At 35.6% G+C, this 12,921-nt stretch carries 14 protein-coding genes; 3 read left to right on the forward strand and 11 right to left on the reverse strand.

Translation table 11 applies throughout. The annotated features are described in order from the left end of the window. Positions 1-18 precede the first annotated feature (18 nt). Positions 19-414: a DUF423 domain-containing protein gene (locus AABL85_RS04790; protein ID WP_286414241.1), complete on the reverse strand. Its 396-nt coding sequence runs from the start codon at positions 412-414 to the stop codon at positions 19-21. Positions 415-530: 116 nt separating this feature from the next. Here AABL85_RS04790 and AABL85_RS04795 point away from each other — a divergent pair, with 116 nt between their 5' ends. Next, positions 531-1,886, forward strand: coding sequence for a saccharopine dehydrogenase family protein (locus AABL85_RS04795; RefSeq protein WP_341309345.1), 1,356 nt, complete (start codon positions 531-533; stop codon positions 1,884-1,886). A 39-nt stretch (positions 1,887-1,925) separates the two neighbouring features. Here the strand turns inward: AABL85_RS04795 and AABL85_RS04800 are convergent, their stop codons facing one another. The 4 genes from AABL85_RS04800 to AABL85_RS04815 form a co-directional block, all read right to left on the reverse strand. Then, positions 1,926-3,611, reverse strand: a complete 1,686-nt coding sequence (locus AABL85_RS04800; RefSeq protein WP_341309346.1) for an ABC transporter ATP-binding protein — start codon at positions 3,609-3,611, stop codon at positions 1,926-1,928. Between the two features lie 126 nt (positions 3,612-3,737). Further along, positions 3,738-4,187 (reverse strand): OsmC family protein, encoded by a 450-nt coding sequence (locus AABL85_RS04805; protein WP_006259709.1) that lies wholly within the window; start codon positions 4,185-4,187, stop codon positions 3,738-3,740. Positions 4,188-4,650: 463 nt separating this feature from the next. Next, positions 4,651-5,364 (reverse strand): 3'-5' exonuclease, encoded by a 714-nt coding sequence (locus AABL85_RS04810; RefSeq protein WP_286414237.1) that lies wholly within the window; start codon positions 5,362-5,364, stop codon positions 4,651-4,653. A 3-nt stretch (positions 5,365-5,367) separates the two neighbouring features. Continuing rightward, positions 5,368-6,525 carry a serine hydrolase gene (locus AABL85_RS04815; RefSeq protein WP_341309347.1) on the reverse strand — a complete coding sequence of 386 codons (1,158 nt, stop codon included), beginning with the start codon at positions 6,523-6,525 and terminating at the stop codon, positions 5,368-5,370. A 439-nt stretch (positions 6,526-6,964) separates the two neighbouring features. Between AABL85_RS04815 and AABL85_RS04820 the strand changes: the two genes are divergently transcribed. Beyond that, complete coding sequence (locus AABL85_RS04820; protein ID WP_341309348.1) at positions 6,965-7,606, forward strand: O-methyltransferase; 642 nt, start codon at positions 6,965-6,967, stop codon at positions 7,604-7,606. A gap of 46 nt (positions 7,607-7,652) precedes the next feature. On the opposite strand, the gene AABL85_RS04825 is transcribed toward AABL85_RS04820, so the two are convergent. The 6 genes from AABL85_RS04825 to AABL85_RS04850 all read right to left on the reverse strand — a co-directional run bounded on the left by AABL85_RS04825 (position 7,653) and on the right by AABL85_RS04850 (position 12,036). Beyond that, entirely contained in the window at positions 7,653-8,216 is a 564-nt protein-coding gene (locus AABL85_RS04825) for a phosphatase PAP2 family protein (protein WP_286414234.1), read from the reverse strand. Then, positions 8,216-8,515 (reverse strand): Sec-independent protein translocase subunit TatA/TatB, encoded by a 300-nt coding sequence (locus AABL85_RS04830; protein WP_286414232.1) that lies wholly within the window; start codon positions 8,513-8,515, stop codon positions 8,216-8,218. The genes AABL85_RS04825 and AABL85_RS04830 overlap by 1 nt, the downstream gene beginning before the upstream one ends. A gap of 87 nt (positions 8,516-8,602) precedes the next feature. Beyond that, positions 8,603-9,364 carry a hypothetical protein gene (locus AABL85_RS04835; protein ID WP_286414230.1) on the reverse strand — a complete coding sequence of 254 codons (762 nt, stop codon included), beginning with the start codon at positions 9,362-9,364 and terminating at the stop codon, positions 8,603-8,605. A 170-nt stretch (positions 9,365-9,534) separates the two neighbouring features. Further along, on the reverse strand, positions 9,535-10,278 hold the full coding sequence (locus tag AABL85_RS04840) for a hypothetical protein (protein ID WP_341309349.1): 744 nt from the start codon (positions 10,276-10,278) through the stop codon (positions 9,535-9,537). A gap of 184 nt (positions 10,279-10,462) precedes the next feature. Then, positions 10,463-11,200, reverse strand: coding sequence for a hypothetical protein (locus tag AABL85_RS04845; RefSeq protein WP_341309350.1), 738 nt, complete (start codon positions 11,198-11,200; stop codon positions 10,463-10,465). Between the two features lie 83 nt (positions 11,201-11,283). Further along, on the reverse strand, positions 11,284-12,036 hold the full coding sequence (locus tag AABL85_RS04850; protein ID WP_341309351.1) for a hypothetical protein: 753 nt from the start codon (positions 12,034-12,036) through the stop codon (positions 11,284-11,286). 45 nt (positions 12,037-12,081) lie between these two features. Here AABL85_RS04850 and pepE point away from each other — a divergent pair, with 45 nt between their 5' ends. After that, positions 12,082-12,834 carry a dipeptidase PepE gene (pepE, locus tag AABL85_RS04855; protein ID WP_341309355.1) on the forward strand — a complete coding sequence of 251 codons (753 nt, stop codon included), beginning with the start codon at positions 12,082-12,084 and terminating at the stop codon, positions 12,832-12,834. Positions 12,835-12,921: the final 87 nt, after the last annotated feature.

Here is a 12,921-nt window from a genome sequence, read left to right on the forward strand (position 1 = left end):
TATAAATATACAAAAGAATTATTTAATCATGTTTTTACTTTTATACGCCTGAATTCCAGCATATAGCCATGCAACAATGAACAATACCCCTCCTACAGGAGTAATTGGCCCAATAACTCTTAAGTCTATGGTTATCATATCTTTAAAGGTAAGAAGGTATATAGAACCGCAGAAGAACAATATTCCAAACAAAACCAGATACATAACTATTTTTTTAGCCTTGTCTGAAAATATTCCGCATATACCTATAAAAAGTAAAAAAAGTGCGTGGTACATTTGGTAACGAACGCCTATTTCAAAAGTAGCCACTTGAGCTTCTGTTACAACTTTCTTTAGACCGTGAGCTCCAAAAGCCCCTAGCACAATACCAATTGCGCCGATTATAGCAGCTATAAATATAACTTTTCGTCCCATTTATTTTTCTTTCAAATATACAACTTATCAGACAAATAGCACATTAAAAAATTTGTAGAATTTAATCTATTTATGGAACTACTAATTTTGTATCTTGAAAAACCAACCAGAATATTATGACAAAAGAAATTTTAATCGTAGGAGCAGGTAGATCCAGCTCTTCATTAATCAAGTATCTCTTAGACAAATCAGAGTCAGAGAACTTACACCTTACTATAGGAGATCTATCTCTAGAATCTGCACAACAAAAAGCGATGGATCACCCAAATGCTACTGCAATCGCATTTGACCTATTCAACGAAACAGAACGACAAAGTTTAGTGCAAAAAGCAGACATCGTAGTCTCAATGCTACCTGCCATACATCACTTAGAACTAGCTAAAGACTGTGTGAAATATAAAAAACACATGGTTACGGCATCTTACATTAGCCCTGCTATGCAAGAACTCAATAAGGAAGTAACTAAGAACAATCTCATCTTCATGAACGAAATAGGCTTAGATCCAGGGATAGACCACATGAGTGCGATGAAGATCATACACGATATCCAAAAGAAAGGAGGCAAAGTCATCTCTTTTGAATCTTTCTGTGGTGGACTAATCGCTCCAGAATCTGACAATAATCTATGGAATTATAAATTCACTTGGAACCCTCGCAATGTAGTATTAGCAGGACAAGGTGGTGCGGCTAAATTCTTACAAGAAGGTCAATATAAATACATTCCTTACAACAAAGTATTTAGACGTACTGAGTTTTTAGATGTAGAAGGATATGGAAAGTTTGAAGCATATGCCAATAGAGATTCACTAAAATACAAAGATGTCTATGGACTTCGCGATGCTAAAACCATCTTTAGAGGGACTATCAGAAGAGTAGGATACTCTAGAGCTTGGAATCTCTTTGTAGAATTAGGAATAACAGATGATAGCTATACTATTGATAATTCTGAAGAGATGTCTTACAGAGAGTTTATCAACTCATACTTGCCCTACCACCCTACCGATACTGTAGAGACCAAACTAAGATTAGCGCTAGGTATTGACCAAGATGACATTATATGGGATAAACTATTAGAGTTAGACCTATTCAACCCAACTAAAAAAATAGGATTAAAAAAAGCGACTCCAGCACAGATCTTAGAGAAGATACTAAGCGACTCTTGGTCATTAAGTCCTGAAGATAAAGACATGATCGTTATGTACCACAAGATAGGATACGAACTACATGGGCAGAATCATCAGATAGACTCTCGTATGGTCTGTATAGGAGATAATCAGATCTACACTGCTATGGCTAAGACAGTAGGTCTTCCTGTAGCCATCGCTACTTTAAAAATCTTAAAAGGAATCATCACCACACCAGGTGTACAGATGCCAATAGAAGAGGAAGTGTATAGTCCTATTCTGAAAGAACTAGAAGAGAATGGCATTCACTTTATAGAAGAAGAAGTTCCATATTCAGGATATAACTAAGTAAAAAAGCTCCACTATCGGAGCTTTTTTTACTATAGCTTATTTTGGGATAGAACTAATCAATCCTTTTGTGTACGCTGTCTTAGGGTGAGTATATAATTCATCTGCCTCGCCTATCTCCTCTATCTTACCTTTATTCATCACCATCACCTGATCAGACATATACTTTACTACAGATAGATCATGAGATATAAATATATAGGTAAAGTTATACTTATCCTTTAAATCGTTTAGTAGATTCAGCACCTGAGCTTGTACAGATATATCTAGTGCAGACACAGACTCATCGCAGATAATCAGTTTAGGCTGCACAGCTATCGTCCTAGCGATACCGATACGCTGTCTCTGCCCTCCAGAGAACTCATGTGGATAACGACTAAATACAGATTCGTCTAGCCCTACTCGGTACAGTATTTCTATTACTCTCTCCTTTCTATCCGCATCACTACTTCCTATCTTGTGTACCTTCATAGGTTCTAAGATTGCCTCACCTACGGTCAGACGAGGGTTTAAAGACGAATAAGGATCTTGAAATATAATCTGTATATCTTTTCTAAACACCCTAAACGCTTTAGAAGAAAGCTTCGTGATGTCTTGACCTTTATAGAATATCTGTCCTTTAGTAGCTCTATCTAGTTGTAGAATGACATTGCCTAATGTAGACTTACCACACCCACTCTCTCCTACTAGTCCAAGAGTCTCTCCTTCATAGACATTAAAGCTGATGTCTTGTAGCGCGTGGAACACCCCTTTGTTAAACAGTCCTCCATTAATGACATAATCCTTAAACACATTCCTAATCTCTAGCAACGGAGCATTACTGTATAATTTCTCTAATCTATCTTTTCTATCCTCAGTAGTCACCACATCTCTAACCACCTTATTATTCAGAAAATCTCCTATGGTAGACAGTCTTTTTAGTCGCTCTGTAAGAGAAGGTCTAGACGCTACTAAGGCTTTGGTATACATATCTTGTGGATGGTTAAACACTTCTGTTGACTTTCCTTGTTCTACGATATCCCCTTTATACATCACTAGAATACGGTCACTGATAGACGACACTAGATTCAGATCATGAGAGATAAATAAGATACTCATCTTATTATCGCGCTGTAAATCTTTCAGTAGATTAATGATTTCGTTTTGCACAGTCACATCTAATGCTGTCGTAGGCTCATCAGCTATCAGTAGCTTAGGCTTGCACGCCACCGCCATTGCGATCATGACTCTTTGCTTTTGTCCACCAGAGATTTGGTGAGGATATTTAGTATAAACTTGATTAGGATTCGGCAATTTAACTCTATCGAAAAGGCGCAACACCTCTTCTCTTAAAGCCTTTCCTCTGAGCGAAGTATGCTCTCGAAGTATCTCAGCTACCTGTTCGCCACAAGTAATAGAAGGATTTAGAGCACTCATCGGCTCCTGAAATATCATAGATATCTGAGCTCCACGCAACAGTCGGAACTCACTATCTGTATTATGCGTAATATCATTTCCTTCAAACACGATATTACCCGAGCTAATACGAGATATCTCTCGAGGCAATAGCCCCATTAATGCAAGTGATGTAACTGACTTACCAGAACCCGACTCTCCTACTACACCAAGAATCTCGTTTGCATAAATATCAAAAGAACTCCTTTTGATAATAGTATTCCAAGATTTCTCTTTCAGAAAATCGATTTGTAAATCCTTTACAGATAATATAGGTATATCTTGTTTCATTTTTAATATTCAGTACGATCACTAGAATAACAAAAATATATAATAATTGTGATATAGTATAAGCTATCTAATAAACTAATTAAACATCTATACTATACCACAATTTTTACAGAATATACAGACATACTACGCTACTTTTACTTGGTCATATTCCTTGACTAACGTAACGATAGTAGGAGTTTTTTCTTTAAAATTTGCAAACATCGGACAAGCTGATTTTACAGCATCCAACCATTCTTTTAGCAACACTATAGATGCCTCAGAAGTAGGTTTTACGATTACATCTACTCTGTTGAAGTGGTCTAAACTATCCTTTTCGAACCCCTCTCCTTTTATCACACCAGATACTTCTATCTGGATAGACTTTAGATCTAACCCCAATGTATTACCGATTAATTTGCCCACTGCGTGGATACTACCTGCTAGCTTAGCTAATAGCAACTCTGCAGAGTTCGCATTCACGTCTCTTACTAGTTCTCTTCCATCTTTCACTGTGAAAGAGTAGTTGGCTGTCTTTACAGCGAATTGTTGCTCCCTTACTGAGAAGCCCAATACTTTTAAAACTTTACTTTCCATTCTTTTAATAATTTATAAAATTGACACTATACAAAAAGGCCCTTTCAGCTATCTGCCAAAAGGACCTTCTTATTAACTCTTAACTATAAAAATAGTATAATCAAAACAAGCTATCTCTCTTGGCTACATCTATATACATCGAATGCTTAGGAAAACAAATTTCCTTATACGATGTAGACGTTAATAGATTATAGACTAAATTCATTACTTTATTTTTATATGTTTCTTTCTTTAAAAAAAATAAGCCCCTGTGAGGTACAGAGGCTTATTAAATATCTTTATAATTATCCAAAGATAGCTCTATACCATAAACGATGCATTCTTCTTAGAGAATACACATTTTGTTGAATAAACCATATTTGAATAAATTATCTGCATTACTATTTTCTTATTTGAAGTCAAAATTAGAAAAAATTTATTTTAACAACAAGCACTAACCAATGTTTTTTAATATTTCTTTAACTTAAACAGAAAATATCTCGCTCTGACTTAATAGTTCCTCACGCTTAAATCTCAGCAAAACCTGTGCCACTGCTACCACATCTTTCTCACAATACACTATAATTCTGTCAATATCCTTATCTTCATAATACACCTTAGCCACCTCACTACCGTCTATATCATCTTTAGGAGAGGGTATACCCAATATTCTGGTCAAAAGCCTTAAAGATGTAAAATTTTTATAATCTCCTATCTTCCACATTTCCATAGTATCTAGATGATTCACCTCCCACGGTTTTTTCCCAATAATACACAGTTTATTGGGGATTTTTACCTCATTTATCAACATTCGCCTTACCACGAAGGGGATATCAAACTCCTTAATATTATGCCCACATAGAACGCGAGTAGGCTCATTAAAATACTCATCTATTAAATTAGAAAATTCTTGTAATAAATGGCGTTCCTCTCCTGCAAAGGACTTGACTCTAAACTGTCTATCTCCATTCTTATACGTGAAATATCCTACTGAGATACACACCACCTTACCAAACTCTGCCCAAATCCCTGCACGGTCATAAAACTCCTCTGCAGTCTGTCCATCTCTTCTCTGATAGGCCGTCTTGATATCATACAGATTTTGCATCTCCTCGTCTAGATCACTAAAAGCAGGTACTTCTGGCACTGTCTCAATATCAAAAAAGAGTAGACTATCTAGCATCACATTTCTAAGCATATCTTATTTCCTTTGGTTCAACATATTATAGGCCTCATCGATGTAAGTATATAGATCGTTACTATGAGGATCTTCCTCTGTCTGTAATCCCTTTAAGTGTCCTAGACGTACGATAATCACATTATCCTTAGGAGACACGATCACGAACTGTCCTAAATGACCTCGCATATAGAAGAAATCTTGTCCCTTGTGATTCACTAACCACCAGCCATAGCCATACTCGGGCGCATCTTTAAAACGCGGGGTAACAGACTTTTTAATAAATGTGCTATCTAATATCTGTTCACCATTCCACAGCCCCTCGTCTTTATACAACTTACCAAATCTAGCAAAATCACGCGCATTACTCGTAAAACAACAGTATGACTTCTCTACCCCATCCCCTTCATGGTCTATCTGCCATAACGCTGGATTCTCTGCTCCCATAGGCTTCCAGAAATGTTCTGACACATAATCAGTCATATACTTACCAGTAGCTTTCTCTAACACCATCGTCAATAGCTCTGTATCTCCACTTTTATAAATAAACTCTTGTCCAGGCTTATCTTTTATCTCTAGACCTAACATTACACTTCTTAGATCTTTATCAAAATAAGCTCTCGTCACCACTGAGAACGGACTGTAATATGCCTCATCCCAATCTAATCCTGATGCCATAGAAGATAGATCTCCTACAGTTACATCATCTTTATACTTTCCTTTTAACTCTGGCAAGAATTCTATTACCTTCTGACCAAGGCTCTTGATCTCTCCCCTCTGTAATGCTTTACCTAAGGCAGCAGATACGATACTCTTAGCCATCGAGAATGAGTTGGTATAAGAGTCCTTTCCATACCCGTCATAATAAGCCTCGTAGAAGATACTATCATTCTTTATGACTAAATAAGCTATAGACTCAAGTTCCTTATGGGTATTCTCTAAATTATCACTTGCTTTTATGGTATTATAATCCTTCGTGAATGCCCACGGCTGCCCTACATCATTCTTAATCTCTCTAGTCGGGAAATATTTATAATCATCTAAGAACGCTGTCTTATATCCATTAAAGTATATCGTACGCACCGCCGTAAAGAGGTAATCCACTTTAAATATATACATCAGTGCCACTACTAGTGCTATCAGAATCACTAGCCACTTCAGAACTTTCTTTAATACCTTCATAATAGTTTAAATAATTGGTTCCTATAAATTTAGAAAAATAAATCACTTCTTTGACAGTTATTTTTAATAACTCCTTTTAATATGATTACATCACGATGACTCTATTTGGAGTAATTGACTATTAATTCCCTTTTTGACCTATTATGAAGTTACATATAGAGGATAATACTCTCTATATCAACACTTCCTATTTAGTAATATAGATAGCATTCGGATAGTGTTCGGAAATACCTAGTAAATACAAGGGTTAAGAAGTGCTTTTGCGAACTGTACTAATTCTCTACCCGAACTATCTATACAGTAGAACTGTAATATATATCGCTATTTATAGTCTCAACAAACTCTAAATAGACTAATAATCATAAATCTACAGGAGTATTTGGTCAGCGTACAATCTAGGATTATATTTGTGCCTTTAATTATTACTTGAATTTCGATTATGCATTTTATATCACCAGAGTTAGAAGATTATGCGGCAAAACACTCAGAAGATGAACCTGAGTTATTAGCCAAACTAGATAAAGAAACGTATCAAAAAGTACTACAGCCTAGAATGCTAAGTGGTCACTTCCAAGGTCGTTTTTTGAGTATGATCTCTAAGCTAGTTAACCCTCAGCATATATTAGAGGTAGGTACATTCACTGGATATGCTACACTATCACTAGCAGAAGGACTGAGAGCTGATGGTACTATCGATACGATAGATGTAAATGAAGAGTTAGTAGACTTTCAACGAAAATACTTCGATATGTCTGACTATGGGCATCAGATCACCCAGCACTTAGGTAGTGCATTAGACATCATCCCTACTTTAGATAAGAAGTTTGACCTAGTGTTTCTAGATGCAGATAAAAAGAATTACACAAACTACTTTCACCTAATCATCGAGAAGATGAATAAGGGAGGGATCATCCTATCTGACAATGTTCTATGGTCTGGGAAGGTAGTAGAAGATATTAAATGGAATGATAGAGCTACTATAGAGATCGATCAGTACAATAAGTTACTAAAAGACGATCCTCGTGTAGAGACTATATTATTACCGATAAGAGATGGACTTACAGTATCAAGAGTACGATAATAAAAAAGGCTTAGAATCTAGATTCTAAGCCTTTTTTTAATGCTAGTTATACTAACTTATATTTCTTTTCTACCCATTTAAATCCTTGGTAGAATAATGTTCCTGTGGTAAGTCCTGCACACATTCCTACGAAAATGTCTGTAGGGAAATGCAATGACAAGTAGATTCTACTATATGCAAATACGAGTGGGAATATAAATACCAAAAACGCGTACTTATAATATCTTCTCAATATTAAGAATAAGAACAGCATCGTCGCAGTAGAGTTAGAAGCATGTCCTGAGAAGAAACTCAGTGAGCTACTACACTTCACTACTCTAAGCATAGCTCTGATATCCTCTGTATTACATGGTCTAGGACGAGCTACAGCACTTTTGACTAGATTAGTAAACTGGTCTGTAAAGGCGATAAGTCCTGCTATGAACAGTAGTATAATACCTAGTGTCTTTAGAGACACCTTCTTATATACTAGATAAAGTAATAAGAGATAAAACGGAAGCCAGTTAAGCTGCTTCGTGATAAATAACCAGAATGGGTCAAATGTAGGAGTCCCTAAGTTGTTTAAGAACAGCATTAGTTCCTTATCCCACTGTACAATTGTTTCTAACATTAAAGTTGTCTTTTTATCGGCCCTGTAATATTCTCAATATCCTCTTTTTGCTTCTCTACTTCATTCTGAATATCCTTCATAGGATTAATATCTATATCGAAAGTCTCTGTTATCTCTTTTTTAATACCAGATTCTTCTGCACTCTTATTGATTTCGTGTTTGATATCGTTTGTTGCATTCTTTAACTGAGCCATAAACTTACCAAAGGTACGTGCCATCTCCGGAACCTTATCAGAACCAAACAACATTAAGATTATTATAATGATGAAAAATATTTCACCCCCTCCGATTCCAAACATAAATATTCGTTTTTCTATTTATAAGATTACAAATCTACGAAGTTTATTAAATTCTCACATAGATTTTATCTAAAACCATTTGTTAAACTATTCTATTTTAGTCTGCTTCACTTCTAGATTCAATTTCTCATGTATCAGCTCTATAAACTCTAGTGCCAATTCTCCTGCTCTACTAGCGACTTTCTTTTCGTCTACTATATTTGTATTCAGAATAGAGGTCATTAGCTCATCTGTAGCTACATAGTAGGCAAACCCGTAGACATAATCTTTAGGTATACTATAATCCTTCGTTAACTTCTCTGGGCTAATATACATTAAGAACTTATCTTTTCGTCCTTCTTGTTTTTCATAAGCTAATGCTTTCTTCAGCATCTTAGTACGTCCAGAGATCATATTCACTATCGCATCTACAGAGATAAGTCCACTACCAGTAGTGGCAGTATATAACTTACGTTCAGCAGGAGTACGTATCTTGGTTCCTTTAGGTATCAGTCCTAGTGATTCTGAGGTAATCTTAGTGATTACTATTTCGTCTAACTCATAATAAAGTGAATTAGGCTCTAGTGGTATTAAAATAATATCTCTTTTTATATCTATATCGTCTAACTGATGTCTATATCCTAAAAAAAATGGCCCTGAGAACATAATCGTATCATTCTCCTGTGCCTTTAGTTTAAAATATCCTCCAGGAGCAGTCATAGTAGACTCCCCTGTATTAATATTCGCTACGTATACCCCATCTAATCTCTTCGTTCTAGATACAATCTTACCATCTACCATCTTTCTTTCTTGTGCAAAAACAACAGAAAAGTTCAATATTAATAGAAAGGCTACAAATATTCTCATCATTCCTTAATTATAATTGTAAAAATATTCCATTCTATAGGATACACAAATTTTCCCCTCGCAAACTTATGTTAAATATAGTCTTCCCTAACCTATCTATAGCTTTTATACTGACTACTAATATCACTCACATATTGAATAATACCCATAAAATCCTTGTGCTTCTAATCAATCTATTCCAGTTCTTTAAAAGGTCTATCCTTAATCACTTCTAAGAAGTCGACTGCTACAGGAGCAATCACTGTTTCTAAATAAGTAGTATCTACAGGCGTTACCTCGAGCGCTTCCTTTACCTTCTCATCATTCACAGCATAAAGAGCAAAACTCTCTACATAGTCATAAGGTATGTGATATTTATCTACCAATAGCTCATCACTTACATGGTCTAAAAACTTATCTGCTCTAAACCCCGCTCGCTCATAGACCAGTGCTTTTTTAAGCATCTTAGTCCTTCCGTTGAGCATATTGATTAAAGGCGCGATAAGGCCAGAGGTAGCATAAGCTAGCTGTCGTTCCATAGGACTAGGCCCTTTAGACTTATAAGTATATTTAGGATATGGAGACTTATTCTTTTTCGTAACAACTATTTCGTCCAATACCTCTCCTGTAGTATTTCTTTCTAACGAAAACAGAACAAGGTCTCTGTTTAGATCTACTTCATTAATTACATAGACGTGTAATAGATATGATAAACTTACGAATCTCAACGTATCATTCACTTCCCCTTTCACACTAAAGTACCCTTTATCATCAGAGAACTCAGAAATCCCTTTCGAAGTATTAATGACTAGTACTTCGTCTCTATCTCCATCTCTAAAAAGAATTTTTCCATTCAATGTTTTTAAACCTTCTTGAGCGAATACAAGTTCTACCAAAAGAAGAGCTACTATAATGGCAATGTATTTTATATTCTTCATATACTAGTTTATAAAGTGTTCACTCTTAAGCAAGCAAAGCACTGATTTGTCTTACTAACATACTTAAAACTCAAAATAAGTATTCAATAAAACTTCCATCTAACCACCACCCATCTATCTCTATTCTACTAGAACAAACAAATACTACAAGATTGCGATGAAGTATAATTAAGCTATAAATAGATTATTCTGTCTTCGTTTTGATCATTTCTAAGAAGTCTAACACCACAGGTGCTATCATTCTTTCTAAGAACTTTGTGTCTATCACAGTAGCATTCACGATATCTTTTATCTCTTCTCTAGACACAGCATAGTACGCGAAGCTCTCTACATAATCAGGTGGTATCTTATAATAATTGACTAATCTTTCTTCGTCTATTACACTTAATAACTTGTTGACCCTAAAACCTTCTCTCTCATACGCTAGATTCTTCTTAAGCATAGCTGTTCTACCTGATAACAAGTTCACTAGTGGATCTAATATTCCTGTGGTAGCAGTCCTGAGCTTTCGTTCTGCAGGGGTATATCTCTTAGTATACTTATTCGTAAATCCCAGCGCTCCAGCATCTATCTTAGTGATCAGAATCTCGTTTAATCTCGTACTTAAATCAGGTAAGGGTTCTAAAGGAAATAAGAGAACACCTCTTTTAGCATCCCCTTCTGCTACGATATAAGTATATTCTATGTGATGCACACTACTAAAACGTATAGTATCTCGTGGTTCTCCATATATCTCAAAATAACCTTTCTTATCCGCTAATGTTGTTTTGTTCCTATTGATATTAGTGACTACAGTCCCATCTAACTCTCCTCCACGAGTGACTAGCTTACCACTTATCAACCCACCTTGTTCTTGAGCCCAAGCATGTCCTACCCCTGCTAACAATAGCAATAAAGTCAATAACCTCTGAATTACATTCATTACAATACTTCTATTTATCGGAAGATAATATTCTGCCTTTACAGCCTTATTTATGTCATACTAAATATGATCTAGTACACATATTATATTTCTTCTCCGTTTTTATTTTTAATCATTTCTAGAAACTCAAACACCACAGGCGTTAGATCTCTTTCTAACTCATTTAGATCTACTATCTTGGCATTGAGCAAATCTTTGATTCCTTCTTTTGTTACTGCATAATACGCAAATCCTTCTACATAATCTACAGGTATCTGATAATAATCTACTAATCGCTCACTAGTAATTGTCTCCAATAGTTTCTCTACTCTGTGGTCTGTCTTCTCATAAGCTAAGTTCTTCTTAAGCATACTCATTCTCCCTGACAGCATATTAATAAAGGGGTCTATTGGGATCATTCCTCCACCCGTTTTAGCAGTTCTAAGTTTGCGTTCTGCAGGAGTATACCTTCTCGTATACTTATCTGTAAAGCCTAATGCATCACTATCTATCTTCGTGATGACAATCTCGTCAAGTCTATTGATACTGTATAAAGGTTCTAGAGGAAATAGCACAGGGCTGCGCTTGATATCAAATTCGTTGACCACATATTGATATTCTGTATGATTAGGACTGATAAATCTTATTGTATCATTAATATGACTACGGATAGAGAAATACCCTTTGTTATCAGATAGTACAGAAATCTCTTTTGAAGTATTTAAAATAACTATACCTTCAAATATGCCGTCTCTAGTCACAATCTTTCCATTAAGAACGGATAGGGAGTCCTGAGCAAAACAAATACTGCCTATCAAAAGCAGGATTATACTCAGGGCGCATTGAGCATGGTTCATGATAGTGTTTTTTAGTTAGGTGAACATTTGCAGGTGAAAAAGCAAATGTTCTATTTAAACGACTTATTTTTACAAAAATTATTTATCCACATGAAAAATCTAATTATTGCGAGTACTTCTACCATATATAATGGAACTTATCTAGAGTACTTATTACCGACTTTAAAAGAGCATTTTAAGAACATATCAACACTATTGTTTATCCCTTATGCTCGTCCAGGAGGAATCACACATGACCAATATACAGAAAAAGTAAAAGGTGCTTTTGCCACTATCAATATTGAGGTCAAAGGAATACATGAGTATCCAAATCCTATAGAAGCAGTACAACAAGCAGAAGCGATCTTCACAGGAGGAGGAAATACCTTCTTATTAGTACAACAACTATATAAGAATAATATTCTAAATACTGTTATAGATGCTGTAAATAACGGGACTCCATATCTAGGATGTAGTGCAGGAAGTAATATCTGTGGACTAACAATGGAAACGACTAATGATATGCCTATCGTATACCCTCCTTCATTTAAGACATTTGGTTTTGTTCCATTTAATTTAAACCCTCATTATCTAGATCCTATCGAAGGCTCTACCCACATGGGAGAAACTAGAGAAACACGTATCAATGAGTTCCACGCTTTTAACACACAACCTGTAGTAGGACTTAGAGAAGGTAGTTGGCTAGAAGTAAAAGGAGACCAAATCACGCTAAAAGGTGAATTAGATGCTAGAATATTTGAACAAAATAAAGACCCTTATGAAGTAAAGACTAATACAGACTTAAGCCATCTTAACTAAACAAAAAAAGCCCTAACAAATGTTAGGGCTTTTTTATAGAGCGGAAGACGAGGCTCGAACTCGCGACAACCAGCTTGGAAGGCTGGA

This window comes from Myroides odoratimimus (assembly GCF_038039805.1).
Taxonomy (GTDB): Bacteria; Bacteroidota; Bacteroidia; order Flavobacteriales; family Flavobacteriaceae; genus Flavobacterium; species Flavobacterium odoratimimum_B.